Source organism: Shewanella hanedai (genome assembly GCF_007197645.1).
In the GTDB taxonomy this organism is placed as follows: Bacteria; Pseudomonadota; Gammaproteobacteria; order Enterobacterales; family Shewanellaceae; genus Shewanella; species Shewanella hanedai.
In genome coordinates this window covers 1-20,604 of the sequence record NZ_VKGK01000023.1, presented here as the reverse complement: position 1 = coordinate 20,604, position 20,604 = coordinate 1, and the positions used below count along the sequence as shown (strand labels likewise).

The window sequence follows — 20,604 nt, the reverse complement described above, 5'->3', positions numbered from 1 at the left end:
GTATAAGAAGTTGATCTACTCAGAGTGTTTTTTGGCAAACTAATTCAAGGCGAATGGATGACATAATGGTTGTTCCCTTATGAGTTCATTCGACGCAGAAGTAGGCAGCCAAAAACACTCCTTACAGGCGAGTTTTAGCGGTTCTGATGCTGTGTTAACGAGCTTAACCGTAGAATAACTATGCTCTTCACTCGTTGCAAACCACATGGATGTGGTGAATGTCATTAATGCAGGAGCAATTAATTACCTTGCCTCAGGACCGTTAAACTCTCGCTGAGCGATCAAATCTTTATACTGATTGGTATTAGCCCACAACACCTAACATTCTGTGTTTAAATTCGGCGCCACAACTGTTTACAAACTGTCGGCATGCTTCAATATCGACTCCTTCGAGCCCATCAATGGCAGAGACCTGTACTGAATCAATATAGTGAGGAGCGAGTGTGATAAATGTCCTCACAGCTTGATAACTGTTCTTCAATTTTGGTTGGCAATGGAGCTGATAGGCTTGCTCTGTGTCGGCATTGAGAGAGATTGACAGGCTGTCTACCCACTGAGCCAGTTCAGGCAGTATATTTCGTCGATGGACTAGGTTGCCTAAACCATCGGTATTGACTCTAACCCTTCCACCTTTTTGTTTAATTACTTGTGCAACAGTAAGTAAAGTTGGCAAGTTGAGTGTGGGTTCTCCATAGCCGCAGAAAACATACTCATCAAACTGCTCCACATTACCGAGTAAGGCGATAATAACTTCAGCTTTTGGCTGACAACTTAAGTCCAGTTGATACTCATGTACTTGCTTACTGCCGTTATGTTTAGGGCAAAATTGACAGCGCAGTGTACAGCGACCTGTAATGTTTAGGTAACGGCTGTTGCGAATATCGTAAACGAGTGTTGAGTTGCTCATGAGAGAAGGTTTAAAGTGATTTCTCTAGGCAGCTTATCGTAAATGGAGCGTTGAAAATGTTGTTCAGATCGAAAAAGGGAAGCTTAGCTTCCCTTTTTCCTATATTTCATCGTTTATTAAGCCATATCATCTTGGCTAGGCTTTGGTTGCCACCACCAAACATAGAAACGTCTCAACACTTTCCCAAGCCGTGATAAGAGATGTTTGATGTCATCGAGAATGATATAAAGCAGAGGGATCAAAATTAGCGTTACCACAGTAGAGAACAAGATACCAAAAGCAAGTGAGGTGGCCATGGGGATAACGATCAGTGCTTGCAAACTTGTCTCCAGAAGAATGGGAACAAGTCCAACAAAGGTCGTTAATGAGGTTAAGATAATCGCGCGGAAACGATAACATCCTGAGTCTACGGCTGCTTCGGTTATCGATAACCCTTTTGCTCGCGCCTTGTTGACAAAGTCGACCAAAATCAGTGAATCATTAACGACAACGCCAGCGAGCGCCACAATGCCACACAAACTGAGAATATTGAGCGTTAAGCCTAATAGTAGGTGACCAAATAGTGCTCCTATGATACCAAAAGGGATCACAGCCATAATGATAAGTGGCTGTGTATAGGATTTCAATGGTATTGCCATCAAGGCATAAATGGCAAAGAGGGCGAATAAGAAGCCCTGTACCAAACTAATTAATGCGCTTTGTTCGTCAGCACTACCACCATCTAACGTTGTCGATATTTGCGGATATTTAGCCTCTAAATAGGGCAGGAAATCCTCTTGGATCTCTGCAACGACCTTCGAAGGCTCCACTTTATCTTTATCAGCATTAGCGATAATGGAGATGGCGCGGCGTCCATCGACTCGAGTGATGGATGAGTAGGAGTCGCCCAGTTCAATTTCGGCCACAGTCGAGAAGGGGACAGAGGTGCCATTTGAGGTACGGATCATCATGTTTTCAAGGTGACCAATAGAGCGGCGCTGATCAAGGGGATAGCGCACCATCACCTTCACCTCTTCTTTATTTCGTAATATTCTCTGTGCTTCGAAACCGTAGAAACCGTAGCGAACTTGACTGGCAAGATCTGATAAGGTTAAACCTTGAGCCTCCGCTTCGGGTTTAATACTAAGACGGATCTCATGACTCCCTGATGAATTATTATCGGAAATGTCATAGATGCCTTCATAGGTTTTCAGTTTCTCCTTCAGTTCAGCTGAGGCTCCAGCGAGTTGCTCTAAATTACTGGAGGTGAGCCTGAACGAGATAGCTGCGCCTGAATCACCGGTGCTGGCATTGATGTTCAGCTTTTTGACTGCAATGAGTTCAGGTAAATTATCACGCCAAACATTAGCGATTCTATCCCCGTCGACTTCACGATCTTCTCCTTTGGTGAGCTCAGCAAAGATAAAGGCTGAGGTACGTGAGCTCATGTCAATAAAGCTGTGTTGAACAACAGGGTAACCTACTTCATCTTCTATCTGCTGATTCATGGCATAAAGAGCGTCTTCAACCTCTTTCAGCACCTCTAATGTGTTCTCTTCAGAGCTACCAGCTTCCATCTCAAGTTGAACCTGAATAAAATCAGAAGGCAGATCGGGAAAGAAAACCCAACGTACTGTCCCACTAACAACTAACGCAACAGATAAAATAAGCACACCGACAAACACGGCGACAACGGTATATCTCTTCTTAATACAGGTTTCTAAAAAGTAGCGGTATTGATGGTGAATAAAGTATCGCAGTTTGTCATTAAGCGCGATTTTAAAGCGCACAAATACATTTGGATTTGGGTTAGGTTTTTTTGGCTTCATTTGAGCTAAGTGAGCCGGTAAAATCAGTTTAGACTCTACTAAAGAGAAGGCTAAACAGAGGATGACAATCATGCCAATGGATTTCCAGATAATGCCTTGAGGCCCAGATACCATCAACATGGGGATGAAGGCGGCAATGGTGGTGAGTACACCGAAAGTTGCCGGCATCGCGACTTTTTTGGCGCCTATAATGACGTTATCAAGCGAGTGTCCATGGAGCTCTGTTTCGGTGTAGGCACTCTCTCCTATGACAATGGCATCATCGACGACGATGCCGAGCACCAGTATAAAGGCGAATAGGGTTAATAAGTTAATCGACATAGAAAAGGGCTCGATGGGCATGAGTAATGCGGCACCTAAGAAACACACTGGTAGCCCCATCATGACCCAGAAGGCGAGCTTGATTTCAAGGAAAAGGGCAAGAATGAGAAACACCAGTAAGGCCCCGTAGAACATGTTAGATAACATCATGTTCAAACGACCTTTAAGGTAGTGAGTCAAATCCCCCCAAGTATCGAGTTTGACCGAGTCGGGCAGTGTTTTGCTGCGTTCGGCTATATACTCTTTTACTTGTGCTGAGATCTCCAGTGCATTTTGATCATCGATACTGGACACTTCAATAATGGCTGCAGGTTTACCGTTAAAACGTGTGTACGCGAGTCGCTCTTCAAAGTCATCCCTAATAGTGGCGACTTGTGACAGCATGACTCGGCTACCATCAGCTCGGGTTGATACCAGAATATTTGCAAAATCTTCGCCAGTATAAGCCTGACCTTTGGTTCTCAAGAGGATGTCGCCATCCTTTGCTCGAATAGAACCACCAGGAAGATCGATAGAAGAACTTTGAACTGCTTTCGCCACTTGAGCGAAGCTAAGTCCATACTCTCTTAGCTTATTTTCTGAGACTTCAATGCCTATCTCATAATCACGAACGCCGTTTACTTTTGCGCGAGTGACCGAAGGTAGCAGGGTGATATCTTCTCGAATATTTTTGGCGAGTTCCTTCATTTCGTGTTGATCGAGATCGCCATAAACAGATACCCAGATAACACTGGTTTCTGGCTTAATGCGGAAGATATTAGGTTTTTCGATATTATCGGGGAAGGTCGATATGGCATCGAGTCTTACTTTTGCTTCATCCAAAACGTCCTGAGGATCATAGCTATCTTGTACCTCGATGTTGACGGAGCCAACGCCTTCACTGGCGACTGAAGTTACCTTTTTAATGCCATTGATATCCTGAATCGCTTCCTCAATTTTTATATTGATCCCCTCTTCAATCTCTTGGGGGGCAGCGCCTGGATAGGCAACGGTAATTTGCAGATAGTTCAGTTCGAAGGCGGGAAATATCTCTTTATTAATGACAAAGAAGCTGCTGAATATCCCACCAAGTATAAGGAAAACCATGAGCAAATTGGCGGCAACGATATTTCTTGCAAACCAAGCCATTATGCCTGTTTGCGGCGCCATTATTGTTCACCTACTGCAGCTAAGCGCTCTTTCGCTATCTCAGTTTCGGGCAGCTTGGTGGCGTCCTTACTGCTATCTCCTAAAATTTTGACCTGTTGACCCGAACGCATGCTGGCCAACTTAGTGATGGAGATACGTTCACCATCTTTCAGGCTGTCTTTGATATACACACTGTCAGTATCGGTTCGCACGATATTGACGTCGCGAACCTCGACGATATTATCGGCAGATATGATGGCAACTTGCCCATTGCGGACAAAATGGCGAGGAAGTTCAACAATGCCTTCGACAGTACGCCCTTTTATCACTGCTGTGACAAAACTGCCATATTTAAGAGGTAGCAGTCCCACCTCATGAGATTCTCGTAGGTAGGGGTCTTTCACTTCAGCGACCAGATAAACCATGCGATTGTCAGCATCAATCACCCCTTCGCTACGGACAATATGACCAGTCCAATTGACATCTCTACCCGCAAGTGATGCGCTAAGGGTAACTTGTGTATCAGGATTATCTACTGACTCAAGGTAAGCAAGGTCGTTATTGGCAAGTGGCAGTCGCACCTCTGCAATACGGGTGTCATAAAGTTCACCTAAATTAGTCCCCAAGGTCACGTACTGGCCCAAATCGACATTTCTGACTTTGATGATCCCCTCAAAAGGAGCACGAATAATGGTTCTTTCTAGGTTACGTTGAGCGCGAGCCATGGCTGCTTGGGCAAATTTAACATTAGCTTGCTCTTTTTTTAGTTGAGGAACACGTAATCCCAGTTCTGGTGGTAGCCCACCGTCATAACCTTTCCAATCGTTTTTGGCCACTTCACCTCGAGCGACCTCTTCCTCTAAAGCAGCTTGTGCTTGAGCAAGGCTAGCCTGAGCTTGACTCAGATCGGCTTCATAGTCAGAGGGTTCAATCACTGCAAGCTGTTCGCCTTTTTTGACGACTCCACCAGCAACAAAGTTAGGAGAGATCGTCAGTAAGCGACCTTTTACTTCAGTGACTAATTGAGTTTTATTCTTTGGGGTAACGACACCATATGAAGGCAGGTTTAAGGAGACGGTTTTCTGTTCGACGTTAACCACATCAATGATTGGAACGGCTTTCTCTTCCTCTTTTTGCTCCGGGGCTTCTTTGGAGTTAATGAGAAGCCAAGCTGCCACACTAAAAAAAATTAGAATAAAAAGGGGGGTCAATCTCCGGAGTATTGTTTTTATCATTATTATCCCGCTGTTCCATGCTGAAATTCCTATACCGAATTAAATTTAACAGACTCGGGAGGCTTGATAAAACGTTTTTGTAAATAAAATGAGCGAAATGTAATAAAGCAGAATCTTTTAGAGGGGGTGCTAGTTATTGGTTGGTTTAAATTTGTACAATTAAGGCAAAAAAAGAGCCGCTAATAGCGGCTCCAAGAATAATATAAGACTTATTTCTTCTTCTTTTTATTTTTCTTGCTAAAGACTTTCTCACCTGGCTTTACTTTATTCTTTCCTGGTGGCTTAGCTTCCTTGTTTTTAGGTCTAAGATCTTTAATGAATCGACGTTTAAGCGGCTGATCCAAGTAGCGTTCAATCTTACCGACAACACGAATATCATGGGCTTCAACTAGTGAGATTGCAGTCCCTTTAGCGCCTGCACGACCAGTACGACCGATACGGTGGACATAAGTATCAGCAGATCTTGGCATATCGAAGTTGATCACATGAGTGACATCTTCGACATCAATACCACGTGCGGCGACATCGGTTGCAAGCAATACGTTCACTTCACCTTTGGTGAAACGTCCCAGTGCTTGGAAGCGTTGTTTCTGCTCCATGTCACCACGCATAAAGCTACAAGTGATGCCTACTTTTTGCAGTAAACCTTCAAGACTGGCGACTGATTCGCGGGTCTTAACAAAAACGATAGCTCGCTTAGTATCTTCTTGTTGAAGAATGCTGCATAACAACTTAAATTTGTGCTCTTTATCATCAGCGATATGGATCCACTGGTGAATTTTAGCTTTTTCACTACGAGGGGCTTCTGCTTCAACTTTTGCTGGGTTAGTCAGCAGTTGATGCGAGAAACGTCCTACATCGCTACCTTCTAACGTGGCAGAGAATAGCATGGTCTGTTTACGACCCACTGATTCGATTGCTAAGGTTTCAACCGCGGCAGAAAATCCCATGTCGAGCATTCTGTCGGCTTCATCGATGACTAGAATTTCAACTTCTTCAGCGTTGAATAATCCCTTATCCATGTATTCCATTAGACGACCAGGGGTTGCCACTAGAATATCTACATTGCCTTTTAATGCTTCCTCTTGAGGACCATAAGGCACACCACCAGTGACGATAACAGTGTTCAGGTCTAACTCGTAAGCCAAGTGAGAGGCATAACGGTGGATCTGACTTGCTAGCTCACGAGTTGGCGTAAGAATAAGCACTCGAGCTTGGCCTGAAAATCGACGTGGGAAGTCAATAATGTGTTGCAGAGCCGGCAGTAGGAAACTGGCGGTTTTACCCGTTCCTGTCGGTGCACGCGCAAGAATGTCCCGCTGATCCATGGCCAATGGGATCGCTTGTTGCTGTATGGTTGTAGGCTTAATATGGCCCATGGCTTTCAATGACTCTAATAAGATAGGGTCAAGCAGGAAGTCTTCAAATTGCATGTGCAGGTCTCAATAAATAATAGCGGCACATTATAAAGGTTAATCGAACTAACTTAAATCATTAGTATTGAAAATCGCCATTAAAGGGATAACAAAGAGATTAATTTTTTTTAGTTTGCTGATATGTGAGCAAATTATCCCTTTAAATGTCCAACTCATCACACGCTAATATTTTAGATAGAAGTCAGTGATCAGTGCGATCATCTCTTGTGTGTAGCTCCCGTCCGGTTCTTTGATACAGAAATCAGCCTTTATTAGCGGCTGACTTTGTTCTGTATCATCATCTCGACGCTTGAGAGTAAACAGATGGCGGTGCGGGGCTTTTTGCTCTGAATCTCGAATATCGGTTATCTGACTCATGCATAAAAGAGAGCGGTTTAGCTCTTCATTGAATGGCTCCATACTTTGAGCTGGTAAGATTAAACTGGCTGTGCCATTCAATGCCAAAAGCTGAGTGATTGCTTGTAAGAGCGAGTGAAAATCTAACGTGTCGGTATGACGGGCTTGTGCCCTGAGTCGATTACTGGATTGAGTGCCTCCCTTAAAATAGGGAGGGTTGCAGATGATGTGGTCGAACTTAGCTGCATTGCTTGTTTGATGAGTCAAACTAAACTCTTGCACGCTAGTGTGAACCAGCTCCAATCTACTTTGCCATTTAGAGGCGCTGAAATTCTTATCACATGCACCGACAGCTGTATCATCGAGTTCGATAGCGGTAAGCGTAGCATCACTGCGTTGTGCTGCCATCAAACTGAGTAAGCCGCTACCTGCGCCTATGTCTAAAATACGTTTAGCCTGAGTCAGAGGCGCCCATGATCCGAGCAAGACCGCATCAGTGCTGACAGGCATGCCGCAACCATGGTCGTCGATATGAAATTGCTTAAAAGTAAAGGCCATTTAGAGTGTTTTGACTGATTGAAATTGGCGCGGATTGTACGCTAACTGATTCCATATCGCGAGTTTATCCCCTGGCTACTTCGAAGCTACGCACTTGGAAATACTGATCGAGAAAAGAGTGTTATTTGCAATGAGCCGTCATCAATGGGAAATACACTCTTATCGTTTTAATATCTGTCTAAAAGAACAAAAACCTAATGAGCGAAAACCATACATTTACCGTTGCATTTTTGTTGCTAGCGTCTTCTGGTAGCAGTTTATGCTTGCGTTAAGTAACTCGTGTTAATTTTAGGTTTTCAGCCTGTTGCGCTCTGGGTGTTAATTGCGCACTTAGTGATGCGCGTCCTTGTCATGCATTGGTCATTTTGATAATAGTATGCTCCCGAAAATTGATATTTACAGTCTTTTGGGAGAGATAAGCCAGTTTTAAACAAATTTAGCACTAGTGTTTTATGCTGTTGTTTAATAACTCACCAAGTACCGAACGAATTGACTAGGAGCTTGTGTAATCAAAAATTTACACATGGTGCTAGTTTTCTATAAAAGGTTACTTGTAATTGGTGTGATGACTTAAGAACGATAAAAATAATATGAAAGATGGGGAAAAAATTGCAAAATAAACAACTGACTATCGCTGATACCCTTGGCTTAGGTTTCATGACCTTCGCTTTTTTTCTTGGTGCAGGCAACTTAATTTTCCCACCGCTTGCTGGATTCTTATCTGGCGAGAATATGGGCTTGGCCATGACTGGCTTTCTAATCACTGCGGTGACTTTACCTTTGATCACACTCATTGCCGTCGCTAAGGCGAATGGAAAGATCATGGGCTTGTTACCTCCATTGGCGGCAACAGCATTTGCTGTCGCCATCTATATCGTTATAGGTCCTGCTTTCGCTGCACCACGTGCTGGGCTCGTTGCCTATGAGATGGGATTCAAGCCTTTTCTTACCGATAGCAGTGCGACCTTTATGATTGCGGGAATTACCCTTAATGTCTCTCAGCTTATCTATTCATTAATTTTCTTCGGTGGCTCAATGCTACTGTCACTCTATCCGGGCAAACTGCTCGATAGTGTCGGTAAGATATTAACGCCTATCATGTTGATGCTATTAGTTGCTCTTGCTGCTTCAGTATTCATGGTGCCGGGTTCAGACGTGGGTCAGGCGGTGGGAGAGTATCAAACGAATCCATTGACTAAAGGTATTCTGGAAGGTTACAACACCATGGATACGTTAGCGTCGCTCATCTTTGGTATGTTGATCATCGATATTCTACGCCGTAAAGGGGTGAGTGATAGTCAACAACAGACTAAGTACCTGATAAGAGCTGCGATGATTGCTGCTGCAGGTTTAGCCTTTGTTTATATTTCACTTTTTTATCTAGGTGCTACAGGTGGTGCTATTGCTGCCGGTGCTGATAATGGTGGCGTGATCTTAACTAACTATGTGAACCAAGAGTTCGGTGAGTTTGGTCAAATTCTCCTAGCTTCTGTAGTAACTTTAGCGTGCTTAACTACGGTTATCGGTTTGGTGACGGCTTGTTCTGAGTTCTTTAGTGAGCTTATTTCTAGCATCTCATACCGTACATTTGTTGTGATTATCAGCCTTATCTGTGCAACCGTTGCTAACGTAGGTCTATCAGAACTTATTAGCATAAGTGTTCCAGTGTTGTATACCATCTACCCAGTAGCTATCGCGTTAGTTGCGGTGACTTTCCTGACGGACAAGTTCTCTATGCCTGAGTTCTCACACCGTATCGTGTTGAGTGTCGCTCTTGTGTTTGGTGTGATTGACGGGCTTAAAGCCGCAGGCTTTGATATGAGCTTTGTTGATTTTATGCCGTTACACAACGAAGGCATGGCGTGGTTATTACCGACAGGCATGACGATTGTGGCGTGTTTACTTATCAAGAAGAGTAAACCTGAGGCAGTGTTGGGGTAGATTGATAGATACTCTTTGTTAGGCATGTAACTTTAGCTGACATAGAATAGGGCGTAGACATCTAAAGTCTGCGCCTTTTTTATTTTAGGGGAATCCTTTGAGTCAATCTGATAATCATACCGCGCCAGAGCAGTATAAGTGTGATCCCTTGATTGAGCTTTTTCTTGATGACCTTTGGTCTAGCCGTGGGTTAAGCAATAACACCTTAAGCGCTTATCGCACTGATCTGTGTCACTTTGAACAATACCTCATTAAAACTGAACTCTCTTTATTAGATGCGACACAAGAAACCGTTCGGGTTTATCTCAATGTGCGTTTAGACGCTGGATTTGCTCGGACGAGCAGTGCACGGTTAATGAGTAGTTTAAGACGATTCTATGGCTATCTGCTAGTGCAGAAAAAGATCGAGATTGATCCCATTAGCCAGATGAAGTCCCCAAAACTTGCACGCACACTGCCGAGCTCTCTGAGCGAAGCGGATGTAGACAGTTTGCTGAGTGAGCCTAATGTTGACGATCCCATAGAGTGCCGAGATAAAGCCATGTTGGAGTTATTGTACGCAACGGGTTTGCGAGTGACTGAGCTTGTGAGTTTAACCATGGAACAGATCAGCTTGCGCCAAGGCGTGGTTAGAGTGGTAGGTAAAGGGGGAAAAGAGCGATTGGTTCCCTTAGGTGAGTTGGCCATTAATGAAGTGGAGAACTATCTGGTTGCAGCTAGAGGCGAGCTGTTAAAGCAGAAAATGAGTGATGTGTTGTTTCCCTCTCGACGTGGAAATATGATGACTCGACAGACGTTCTGGCATCGGATTAAATTGTATGCATTAAGAGCTGGGATCAGCACTACTTTGTCTCCCCATACCCTCAGGCATGCTTTTGCCACTCACTTGTTAAATCACGGCGCGGATCTGCGTGTGGTGCAACTTCTATTAGGCCATAGCGATCTGTCAACAACCCAAATATATACCCATGTTGCTAAAGCGCGACTGAGTCAGCTACACAGTGAGCACCATCCGAGAGGATAATCTGAGCTAAATTTGTCGAGTTGACATAAATTCGTGTAGTGCGCTACATTTGACGGATCTACTTACAGTTTATATTTGCTTTAATCTCACTGAAACTGTAACTTTTCACTGCTAATTGGGGTCTACTCTCTTATGACTCATTAGTTCACTCTTTATTGATTATGTTTGACGTATATTAAGAACAGGATAACCCATGATTTTGACCCGAGTATGCTCTTTGTTTTTAGCGGCTGTGTTCGCGCAATCAGCTATGGCTGGACCAAACACACCGGCTGATAACAGTGATGTTTTAAAAGAAAAGCTGGCTGAAACATTGAGTGTTGAAGTTCACTCGCTGCAAGAGTCGCCAATTCCTGGATTATATGAAGCCTTGACTGACCGCGGTGTGCTTTATATTTCACAAGATGGTTCTAAATTGTTCCATGGTAATCTTTATGACCTCGACAAAGGAATGAAGAACCTGACCGAGGCGGCACTGGCTGGCCCGCGTATTGAGATGATGAAACCACTTGAAGAGAACATGCTGGTCTACAAGGCTAAAAACGAGAAACATGTGGTGACAGTGTTTACTGATACGACTTGTGGTTATTGCCGTAAATTGCATAACGAGATGCAGGAATATAACGATCTAGGCATTACCGTTCGTTACTTAGCTTTCCCGCGTAGTGGCGTACCTTCAGCTAATGCTGATGAGATGGAATCAGTATGGTGTGCAGCGGATCCACTACAAGCGATGACTGATGTTAAAGGTGGAAAGCGCCTTAAACTGAGTAAGTGTGATGCGAAAATTGCAGAGCAGTACAATCTAGGTCAAAGCTTTGGTGTTAATGGTACGCCAGCAATAGTCCTTGAAGATGGCAGCATGATCCCAGGTTACCAACCACCTGCAGCATTACTTAAAGTGCTAGAGTCAACTAACTAATATTTTTATACGCTAGCGATTAAAGGTGAGCTTAGGCTCACCTTTTTTGTGTTATCGCCTAGCGCCTTTGATAAACTGTGCTCAGATGTAATTGGTATAACCTTGAATAAGGTAGTAATAACGTGATCCATAAGATTGTTCGCCGCGATAAAGTCGATGATAGTCACCTCCCACACACGCTTTCGCCACTGCTAAGACAGATCTACGCCAGTCGTGGTAGTACAGCCCTAGATTGTGACCTAAGTCTGAAGCGATTACTCAGACCCGATACCATGCATGGGATCGTACGTGCGGCAGAGATTATTGCTGACGGGATCCGCGATCAACGCTCAATTCTTATTATGGGTGACTTTGATGCCGATGGCGCCACATCGACGTGTGTGTGCTTGCTTGCACTTAAGATGATGGGGGCAACTCGGGTGGATTACCTTATCCCTAACCGGTTCGATTTTGGTTATGGCTTAAGTCCTGAGATCGTCGCCGTTGCTGGCCAAAAGGGCGCTGAGTTGTTGATCACCGTCGACAATGGCATCTCTTCCATTGAGGGAGTGGCAGCAGCAAAAGCAATGGGCATGCAAGTGGTTATTACCGATCACCATCTTCCAGGCAAAACCATTCCTGACGCCGATGCTATTGTTAATCCGAATCAGAACGATTGCAGTTTTGCCAGTAAATCGATTGCCGGTGTTGGCGTTGCCTTCTATTTAATGTCGGCATTGAGAGCAGAGCTGAGAACCCGTAATTGGTATGAGGAGAAGGGCATTGCTGAGCCTAACTTAGCTCAATTATTGGATATCGTCGCGTTAGGTACGGTGGCGGATGTGGTCGCGTTAGATGGTAATAACCGTATTTTGGTTGAAGCGGGATTACAACGTGTGCGCGCTGGACGTTGTCGACCAGGGATCACCGCATTGTTAGAAGTGGCTAAACGTAATCCTTCCCGGATTGTCGCCTCTGATTTTGGTTTCGCGGTCGGGCCTAGGCTGAATGCCGCAGGTCGACTTGATGAGATGGCGCTCGGGGTCGAAACCTTGCTCTGTGATGACATGATGACGGCAAGACGTATGGCATCTGAGCTCGATGGACTCAACGCTGAGAGGCGCGATCTTGAAGCTGACATGCAGCAGGAAGCGTTAAAAAGTCTGGAGAAGTTAGAGCTTGATGAAGATAAGCTTCCATGGGGAATCGCCCTGTTTAAGGAAGATTGGCATCAAGGGGTGATAGGCATTTTAGCCTCGCGGATTAAAGACCGATATCACCGACCTGTTATCGCTTTTGCTGATGCTGGTAATGGTGAGATAAAAGGGTCAGCTCGTTCGATTAAAGGTCTGCATATGCGGGATCTGCTTGAGCTTATCAATAGTCGACACCCAGGTATGATCCTCAAGTTTGGTGGTCACGCCATGGCTGCTGGCCTATCGTTACTTGAGAAAGACTTTTTCACGTTTGAGCAAGCCTATGATGAAGCGGTAAGAGAGCTATTAAAGCCTGAGCAGCTAACCGGTGTGATGGTGACCGACGGTGAACTCACTCCCGGTGAGATGACCTTGCCTATGGCATGGGAGCTGCGAAATGCTGGCCCTTGGGGGCAGGAATTTCCAGAACCTCTGTTTGATGGTTACTTCAAAGTTGTTCAGCAGCGAATTGTTGGCGAAAAGCATCTTAAACTTGTGTTGGAAACGAACTGTGGCCAACTGATGCTCGATGCTATCGCGTTTAATGTTGATATGAAAACTTGGCCCGATGCCACCATTCAACATGCAAGAGTGGTCTATAAGCTTGATGTAAATGAGTTCAGGGGCAATCAGACGTTGCAGCTGATGGTTGATCAAATCGAACCCATGTAAATAACTCCCTCTAAATATTGAACAGCTTTACCCGAGATATAGACTTTGTCAGCTTCCACGCGGCACAAGAGTAAACCTCCTCGCGTTGAAGCTTGATAGGCAATTAACTCACTTTTAGCTAGCTTTTGTGACCAGTAAGGGGCTAATCCCGCATGAATGGATCCCGTGACTGGATCTTCGCCCCCACCATTAGCTGGCCAAAAATAGCGCGAGACAAAATCATACTCCCGTTTTCCACTATCGGTGCTGGCTGTCACAGCAACATCAAAAGGGGCTAACCGTTTAAGGTGCTCATCACTTTTCTGAACACTCAACACTTCCGCTTCATCTCGATAAACCACAATGTAGGCTTGTTGATTAAGAAGCACTTCTACAGGTTTAATTGACAAACCATCGAGTAAGTCTTGGGGAACATCTGTAACCGCTTTGGGTACTAAGTTAGGGAAGCACATCTGAATATAACCATCGTGGCCTTTAGTCACGGTTAATTCACCCACAGCCTTTGCCATAAAGCTGATCTCTTCTACCGTTTGATTCTCTTTAAAAATGACAAAAGAGGCTGCAAGTGTGGCATGGCCGCAAAAATCAATTTCGGTGAGTGGAGAAAACCACCTTATCTGGTACTGCTTGGGAGTCAGCTGCTTCAAAAATGCCGTTTCCGACAGGTTATTCTCGACAGCAATCGACTGCATCAGTTCATCAGACAGCCAAGAGTCGGTAATGATCACCGCCGCTGAATTACCTTTAAATCGCACATCGGTAAAAGCATCGATAATATGTATTTTCAAATTCATTCTCACTCCTTAGTGTTATACCAATCTCACTAATAATTGGATTGGTATTCGTTCTCGTCATCTAACGATTAACGGTATCGTAAACAATAATAAAAATCCCATTGTCCAATTAAAGTAACTGCGTCGCTTTGCAGAATTTAATAGATTACGAATAGCCGAGCCAAGACACACCCACGTAAATGATGCTGGAAATCCCACTAGGTTATAAACTAGCACGCCCAATAAGCCACTAAGCCAATAAGCATCGCCGCTAATAGTGAAGGCGCTACATAGGGTGATCGTCGCCATCCAAGATTTAGGGTTGATGAGTTGAAAAAAAGTCGCCTCTTTAAAGGTCATCGGCTTGCTCTCCTCTTCACTGACTTGCTCGCCTACCGACGAGGTTGAGATCCGATACGCTAAATAGATTAAGTAACCGATCGAAAGGACTCTAAGTACTTGGTGCAGCAAAGGCCAACTCTCAAATAAACTGCCTAGGCCAAGCAACATGGCGATATGCAAGCTAGTTTGCCCTGCTCTAATTCCCAAGACATGGGGTAAGGTGCGTTTAACTCCGTAATTAGCTCCCGATTGAGTCAATAGAATGTTATTCGGTCCTGGCGTCATTGTCATCGTGGTGCAGAAAAATGCCGCCGATAGCATCAAAGTCCATAGTGTTTCTTGCATCATCTCTCCCCCATCGTTGTGTTTACTTCTACTTGCTGCTAATTATTGTATGCATACAATAATTGACATTAAGTCTTGTTTTATGCATATTAGCGACTATATAAAATGGATCAATGAGTTTATTGTTATGGGTACAATTTGGCGTTTAGATTTAAATGACTTCACTGGCCCCAAGTATCAACGGGTTGTTGACGCGATAGAGCAGGCGATTCAGTCGGGTGAATTACCTGCAAACAGTAAGCTGCCTCCCCAGAGACGACTAGCAGATACAATCGGTGTAACAATAGGGACAATTACTCGAGCCTACGCATTGGCAGAACAGAGAGGCTATATTGAGGCGCGCATTGGTGACGGTACTTATGTCAAAGCCGCCACACATTCTCAGCAAACAGATAAAGTGAATTTCGCCACTTGTCAGCCGCCTTTGACTAACCAGACGACTGCGCTCAGTGATACGCTCTCAGCTATAGCCAAAGATCCACATACGCTAAATCAGATCATGGGTTATCAGGCCGATCCACTTCCTCATCAGCTACAGGCTTTTCATCGCTGGCTTTTAGGCCGTGGCATTGAGCAACAGGCTAAACAATTGATTTTCTGTCATGGTGCCCAGCAAGGGCTCTTCTCGGTATTAAATGGCTTACTCGGTAAGAATGACCTACTGATGTATGAAGAGAATTGTTACCCAGGCATTAGAGTTGCAGCAAACCAACTTGGGCTTAACTCAATGTCGATCCCGCTGACGGACTCAGGCGTAGATTTAGAGGCATTAACCACTTTGGTTGAACTGAATCAGCCCAAATTACTCTACCTGACGCTGAACAACCAAAACCCAACCTGCATTCAGTACTGCATGGCACAGCGCCAAGCCCTACTGTCTATGGCCATAGAGCATGATTTTTACATTCTTGAGGATGATGTTAACTACTGCCTACCCGAAGAGTGGCATCTGCCGTTATGGCAACAAGCTCAAGAGCATTCACCTCAGGCGCAGTCCAGAGTCATCTACCTTTCCAGCTTGTCTAAAACATTTTCCGGCGGTTTACGCCAAGGTTTCATTTTGTTGCCGGAGGCATTAATTGGTCCAGTTAAACTGGCATTGCACAGTCAATGTTGGATGGTATCGCCATTGAACATGGAGATAGCGGCGCGCTTGATTAATACCCCTGCGCTTTACGGCGACAGAGACCAGCTGATCCGCGAACGACAAGTGTTAGCCATTGCCATGGGTGAGCGCTTAGGCTTACAACACCGCTGGCGCGGACTCAATGGTTGGCTGAAACTCAAACCGCCTTTAAAAGCTCATCACGTTGTCACTGCGCTGGCGGCAAAAGGGATCATGGTGCGTAATGGTGATGATTTTGATAACCACGATAATCATATTCGCATCAGCATAGGTGCAGCACAAAGTATGGATCAGTTTATGAAGAGTTTGCACGAGGTCGAGACCACCATCACAACACTCAGTCAAAGTGCCTATTCGGTGGTTTAATCACTTGTGGGATTACAAATTCTATTAACTTGTCGGATAGCAAGTTTCAAATATCTTCTTAGTTAGGTTCATTTGGCTGGTTCTGTGTTTGGTTGGTTAGCTGTAAGCCATTACTTCAATTCTATTAATTGCTTGCAGCATGCCCAATGTGTAAACACCTCTGTGACACGGTGAATAGAAACTTTAAGTTTCTGAGCTTATGAACGAGAGACAAGGATGTCGAACTGGCCTTTAGATAGGATATCATTCAAGCACAATCACTATAGCCTCTACGACAGCGTCTGACCTATATGGATATAGGAAATGCCTGAAAATGTAGGAAACATTTTTGGCCATGCTGTCAAAGGTCATAGCCGAATTCACACCTGATTGTTTATATCTTCGATTGAGGTTTTCTAGTAGCTAGCTCATTTTTGGACAAAAGCTCGTTAGTGCTTAAGCTCTAAAATTTACGGCTCACATTATCATTACTAATGATTATCTTAAGAAAGCGGGTTTATGTTCACTAAGATATGGATGGATCGCAGTTCATTACCCTAACCAGAAAGTTTAGGCTAGGCGTTCTAAATGAACCGCCCTGTGCGGAGCCGCATGCAGGGTGGTGTGGGGGCAGGAGGTTAGATACCTCCGGCTACCCGATTAGTTTTAAATATCATCTGATGTAAGAGTATTTTCTTCACCATAAGAATTTTCCATAGCAAGAATTAGCCTAGATTTAATTTCATTATAAAGTGCTGTATGTCGATATTCTTGAAACTTAGCATTTCCATTAATCCCAGTCGTTACAATTAAGCCTGAACGTTCCAATCGCTTCATCAAACCAAAAATTATAACTGGTTTAATTTCCATTTTTTCACTGACAAAATAATAGAATGAATCAGATTTATCCCCACCTTCCCCAAACCCTTCATCCGTTATTTCTAAGAAATATTTGGAATATTTTTCATCATCTTTTTTATTCTGTATATCTTCATTATAAAATAGTTCTAGGAGATAAATAATTCGAATTTCACGTTCAGAAAGTTCGCCAAGTATTGATAATATCTCATAAAACAAATCATCAGATTCATCTGTTTTATCTTCTCCCTCGAAGGATAGATATAGATCTTTTAATACATTAGCTTTTTTAAGTGTTGATGCCTTATTCAATGAATCTATTAACATTCTAAATCTATAAATATCACTATGATTATTACAAATTTCGTTAATATTCTTTTTTCCCTGAGCCAGTTCAACCAAAGCACTTTCTACTTTACAATTTGTAAAAGTATTCTTTATAAGGTTTATTACTGGGTTTGCTATTTTCAGTGCTATTAATGCGTCCAAAAAATTACTCCTTAAAACTAACAATGTATTAGGCTGAATTCCGAATAAGAACAGTCATTTACTTATTTGTGACGTGATTTAATTTAACTATTGGATGTAAATGTTTTTAAACAGCCACTTAGCAGTTATTAACTCTAAATCGCCTTCCTTCTTACACCAAAATAATGCTAAAAATTCACAATGCTTATTATAACTGTTTATATGAACAGTTCTTGTGAAGAGGCGTTATGTCATCAAAATATAGGACCGGCATAACTTATGGACTATGCAAAAACAGGCCGCATTAGCTTTTCTAAAGCCAAAGCTTTGTTTGGCCTATTTACCTTTTGAACTGCGAAACTGATTTTGGGGCAGAAATATCTTAGAGTGATAGCTCTAAGACGTAACTGGATAAAACTAGCTAGTGCTTAAGCTCTAAACTTTACAATAGTCATTATCATTACTAATGGTTATATTAAGAAAGCAGGTTTATGCTCACTAAGAGATAGATGGTTCGCAGTTCATTACCCTAACCAGAAAGCTTAGCTAGGCGTTCTAAATGAACCGCCATGTGCGGAGTCGCATGCAGAGTGGTGTGGGGGCTGGAGGCTAGACACCTCTGGCTACCCGATTACATCTCTTACCACTTGTTTGGATCAGCATTAAACTTTTGCTCTATTACCTTTCTTAACTCTTGAAATGTACCAGGTAATTCTTTGAATACCTCTGCCGAAACGCTTGCGAATATTGGTAGAGAAAAATTGGTATGCATACCTTCTTGCCAATTGTTCCAAGTATTTTTTCTGACTCTACCTGATTGACGAAGAAATATTTGCTCGTTGCAAAAGTCCATGTAGTTAAATATCTCATTATAAGCTTGACTCTTTTCATCATCATTAAGTTTTTTACCGATCAAAGCATTATATGGAATGTTTTTAGAAATATCTCGATACTCTTTTGACAGAGAATCTTCAAAGGTTGTTTTAGACTGCTCTGTATTTTTCCAAACTTGATATAAGGCAACCATAATACCTAGTGTTGTTGCGTACGGAGCTAAAAATACATAGCATTTTAGAAACTCAATGATGACTTTATACTCCTAGATATATAATGCCCTAATAATGGGCAAAAAATTGTTGGCTAAAATATTAAGGAACGAAAACAGCCAACACCCTTGAACATACACTTCGAAAAGTGGTCTCATCAAAGTCCAGGCAGAGCTATATATCTCCCCTCGACTAACAAAATGATACTTCTATGGTGTTCTATTACAGTCGAATGGAAAAGAGATGGTATAAATAACTCTTAGTAATTAGGTATCTCTAACCCTTCGTGATTCTTATTTATATCAACAGATAATTGATACGCTTCATCATTCATTTAACTTAACATCCCGCCCTGAATATGCAGGACGCAAGCACACTTTGTATGCTTTTGAATCAGTATACGTCGATATGTAAAACTGGAACTATTTACATTAAAATGTATGATGAAAACCAAGTTTTGCAGTTCAACTAGTGATTGAGCTGCACGTAAAACAAGCAAAAAGGTTAGTGTGCTCTCACCCTGCTAAATATGTAATTAGCTTAACGCCTGTGCGATGGTATTTAAACACAACAGGTGCATATACTACTTCATTCAACTTAGAGATTATGATGTCATGACGCATTCCAAACCGAGTAGATTTATTTGTAGAACTTAAACTTACAAACTCTCCTTCTACTCTTCTTTTTCTTATGCGGTCAATCAAAACAACTTTGATATCATTTACTCCTTTCAAGTCACTTAACTGAGTATCGTTAAATATATATCCAGTAGCTATTCCTGTAGCCAAAGCTTCATCTACGTCTTTTTTAACATCCCCATTTCCATTTTCTTTTTTATAAGGAACACTTAGATAGATTGTTGTCATTGGCATAACTCCGAGGCAAAAAAACTGACATGATGATTCGAGTCTTTATCCACCACAATTTTACTAAGTCTGTTTCACTCAAGTCTACTTAGCTGCGTCTCACAAAGCTTAATAATACTGGTCATTAGTGCTTTCAAGCTGATGAAATAAAGGAATGCAAATTGGTCAAGACTGCATTTAACAAAGTGATACATCTAACCAGCAATGGGGCATAAATGCTTTATAGCTTAAGCTCTAATGTGTCATTACCATTTCCAATTCCTGCCAATTACACACATGTGTATACCAATGTAAATCAGAGTGTGAATTTGTTTTTACTAACTGAGACTCAGCATCTGATAAATAGAGCTGCAACGGATAAGAAAAAATAGGGGAAATGGATAGGGTATGCGCATAGCTAAAAATGGCTTCTAGATGATTTAGGGGCAGGAATTAGTCAGAAATTCGGATATTAAGTTACTGACGAAGCCAAATCGAAGAGATAAATAACCAAGTGTGGATGCGGCTGCGAGCTTCCAAAACAGGGATGTTTTGGTAGAGCCCACATGGATGTGCTTGTGGCGTCTCGCAGAAGTAGCTACACATACCACGCTGGAGGCGATAAATAACCATGAAGGTACGACCTCCAATCATCAAACTCAATACCAACTCAGCCAGAAGGTAAAACAGCTTTTCACCACGGAGGACACAGAGGGCCACGGAGAAGAGCAAAAACAAAGTACAACATCACAAGCCAAACCGAAGCGATAGTTATCAATGAAGGATCGCCCCTCAAACACGCCACCCAATACCAACTCAGCCGAAAGCCAAACCATAAAATGTAATCAACCTTCATTTGAAGGCTGGCTAACTTTGGTCGGATAAGCGGCACCTGTTACCAAGTGCCGCTCTCCTAAGAACCGTACGTGCAACTTTCACTGCATACGGCTCAAGCCTCCACTAAGGCGTACTATGTTACCCGGTAACCATACG

Annotated in this window: 15 protein-coding genes; 5 read left to right on the top strand and 10 right to left on the bottom strand. The window is 43.1% G+C overall.

Annotation, left to right across the window (positions count from 1 at the left end):
• Nucleotides 1-304 precede the first annotated feature (304 nt).
• The 5 genes from FN961_RS17320 to FN961_RS17300 form a co-directional block, all read right to left on the bottom strand.
• A complete protein-coding gene (locus FN961_RS17320) occupies nt 305-907 on the bottom strand; it encodes a TatD family nuclease-associated radical SAM protein (protein ID WP_144041436.1) in 603 nt (200 codons plus the stop codon).
• Nucleotides 908-1,023: 116 nt separating this feature from the next.
• Nucleotides 1,024-4,185 (bottom strand): efflux RND transporter permease subunit, encoded by a 3,162-nt coding sequence (locus FN961_RS17315; RefSeq protein ID WP_144041435.1) that lies wholly within the window; start codon nt 4,183-4,185, stop codon nt 1,024-1,026.
• Nucleotides 4,185-5,399, bottom strand: a complete 1,215-nt coding sequence (locus FN961_RS17310; RefSeq protein WP_144041434.1) for an efflux RND transporter periplasmic adaptor subunit — start codon at nt 5,397-5,399, stop codon at nt 4,185-4,187. Before FN961_RS17310 ends, FN961_RS17315 begins: the two co-directional genes overlap by 1 nt.
• 209 nt (nt 5,400-5,608) lie before the next feature.
• Nucleotides 5,609-6,832, bottom strand: coding sequence for an ATP-dependent RNA helicase SrmB (gene srmB, locus FN961_RS17305; RefSeq protein ID WP_144041433.1), 1,224 nt, complete (start codon nt 6,830-6,832; stop codon nt 5,609-5,611).
• Between the two features lie 165 nt (nt 6,833-6,997).
• Complete coding sequence (locus FN961_RS17300) at nt 6,998-7,729, bottom strand: tRNA1(Val) (adenine(37)-N6)-methyltransferase (protein ID WP_144041432.1); 732 nt, start codon at nt 7,727-7,729, stop codon at nt 6,998-7,000.
• Nucleotides 7,730-8,326: 597 nt separating this feature from the next.
• Here FN961_RS17300 and brnQ point away from each other — a divergent pair.
• The 4 genes from brnQ to recJ all read left to right on the top strand — a co-directional run bounded on the left by brnQ (nt 8,327) and on the right by recJ (nt 13,463).
• Nucleotides 8,327-9,670, top strand: coding sequence for a branched-chain amino acid transport system II carrier protein (gene brnQ, locus FN961_RS17295; RefSeq protein ID WP_144041431.1), 1,344 nt, complete (start codon nt 8,327-8,329; stop codon nt 9,668-9,670).
• A 97-nt stretch (nt 9,671-9,767) separates the two neighbouring features.
• Entirely contained in the window at nt 9,768-10,694 is a 927-nt protein-coding gene (xerD, locus tag FN961_RS17290; protein WP_144041430.1) for a site-specific tyrosine recombinase XerD, read from the top strand.
• Nucleotides 10,695-10,887: 193 nt separating this feature from the next.
• Nucleotides 10,888-11,616, top strand: coding sequence for a bifunctional protein-disulfide isomerase/oxidoreductase DsbC (dsbC, locus tag FN961_RS17285; protein ID WP_185972823.1), 729 nt, complete (start codon nt 10,888-10,890; stop codon nt 11,614-11,616).
• A gap of 122 nt (nt 11,617-11,738) precedes the next feature.
• A complete protein-coding gene (gene recJ / locus FN961_RS17280) occupies nt 11,739-13,463 on the top strand; it encodes a single-stranded-DNA-specific exonuclease RecJ (protein WP_144041429.1) in 1,725 nt (574 codons plus the stop codon).
• Here the strand turns inward: recJ and FN961_RS17275 are convergent.
• Both FN961_RS17275 and FN961_RS17270 read right to left on the bottom strand, forming a co-directional pair.
• A complete protein-coding gene (locus tag FN961_RS17275) occupies nt 13,445-14,257 on the bottom strand; it encodes a PhzF family phenazine biosynthesis protein (protein ID WP_144041428.1) in 813 nt (270 codons plus the stop codon). The two genes, recJ and FN961_RS17275, sit on opposite strands and share 19 nt — an antisense overlap.
• A 57-nt stretch (nt 14,258-14,314) precedes the next feature.
• Nucleotides 14,315-14,923 carry a LysE family translocator gene (locus FN961_RS17270; RefSeq protein ID WP_144041509.1) on the bottom strand — a complete coding sequence of 203 codons (609 nt, stop codon included), beginning with the start codon at nt 14,921-14,923 and terminating at the stop codon, nt 14,315-14,317.
• Nucleotides 14,924-15,050: 127 nt separating this feature from the next.
• Here FN961_RS17270 and FN961_RS17265 point away from each other — a divergent pair, with 127 nt between their 5' ends.
• A complete protein-coding gene (locus tag FN961_RS17265) occupies nt 15,051-16,415 on the top strand; it encodes an aminotransferase-like domain-containing protein (RefSeq protein WP_144041427.1) in 1,365 nt (454 codons plus the stop codon).
• A gap of 645 nt (nt 16,416-17,060) precedes the next feature.
• On the opposite strand, the gene FN961_RS17255 is transcribed toward FN961_RS17265, so the two are convergent.
• The 3 genes from FN961_RS17255 to FN961_RS17235 all read right to left on the bottom strand — a co-directional run bounded on the left by FN961_RS17255 (nt 17,061) and on the right by FN961_RS17235 (nt 19,632).
• A complete protein-coding gene (locus FN961_RS17255) occupies nt 17,061-17,741 on the bottom strand; it encodes a hypothetical protein (RefSeq protein WP_144041426.1) in 681 nt (226 codons plus the stop codon).
• 619 nt (nt 17,742-18,360) lie between these two features.
• Nucleotides 18,361-18,747 carry a hypothetical protein gene (locus FN961_RS17245; RefSeq protein ID WP_144041425.1) on the bottom strand — a complete coding sequence of 129 codons (387 nt, stop codon included), beginning with the start codon at nt 18,745-18,747 and terminating at the stop codon, nt 18,361-18,363.
• Nucleotides 18,748-19,281: 534 nt separating this feature from the next.
• Nucleotides 19,282-19,632, bottom strand: a complete 351-nt coding sequence (locus FN961_RS17235) for a hypothetical protein (RefSeq protein WP_144041424.1) — start codon at nt 19,630-19,632, stop codon at nt 19,282-19,284.
• Between the last annotated feature and the right edge of the window lie 972 nt (nt 19,633-20,604).

What these genes read in the sequence shown, in the direction of transcription:
- FN961_RS17320 (WP_144041436.1), bottom strand. Translation starts at nt 907, where the DNA reads ATGAGCAACTCAACACTCGTTTACGATATTCGCAACAGCCGTTACCTA.
- FN961_RS17315 (WP_144041435.1), bottom strand. Translation starts at nt 4,185, where the DNA reads ATGGCGCCGCAAACAGGCATAATGGCTTGGTTTGCAAGAAATATCGTT.
- FN961_RS17310 (WP_144041434.1), bottom strand. Translation starts at nt 5,399, where the DNA reads ATGATAAAAACAATACTCCGGAGATTGACCCCCCTTTTTATTCTAATT.
- srmB (WP_144041433.1), bottom strand. Translation starts at nt 6,832, where the DNA reads ATGCAATTTGAAGACTTCCTGCTTGACCCTATCTTATTAGAGTCATTG.
- FN961_RS17300 (WP_144041432.1), bottom strand. Translation starts at nt 7,729, where the DNA reads ATGGCCTTTACTTTTAAGCAATTTCATATCGACGACCATGGTTGCGGC.
- brnQ (WP_144041431.1), top strand. Translation starts at nt 8,327, where the DNA reads ATGGGGAAAAAATTGCAAAATAAACAACTGACTATCGCTGATACCCTT.
- dsbC (WP_185972823.1), top strand. Translation starts at nt 10,888, where the DNA reads ATGATTTTGACCCGAGTATGCTCTTTGTTTTTAGCGGCTGTGTTCGCG.
- FN961_RS17275 (WP_144041428.1), bottom strand. Translation starts at nt 14,257, where the DNA reads ATGAATTTGAAAATACATATTATCGATGCTTTTACCGATGTGCGATTT.
- FN961_RS17270 (WP_144041509.1), bottom strand. Translation starts at nt 14,923, where the DNA reads ATGCAAGAAACACTATGGACTTTGATGCTATCGGCGGCATTTTTCTGC.
- FN961_RS17265 (WP_144041427.1), top strand. Translation starts at nt 15,051, where the DNA reads ATGGGTACAATTTGGCGTTTAGATTTAAATGACTTCACTGGCCCCAAG.
- FN961_RS17245 (WP_144041425.1), bottom strand. Translation starts at nt 18,747, where the DNA reads ATGGTTGCCTTATATCAAGTTTGGAAAAATACAGAGCAGTCTAAAACA.
- FN961_RS17235 (WP_144041424.1), bottom strand. Translation starts at nt 19,632, where the DNA reads ATGACAACAATCTATCTAAGTGTTCCTTATAAAAAAGAAAATGGAAAT.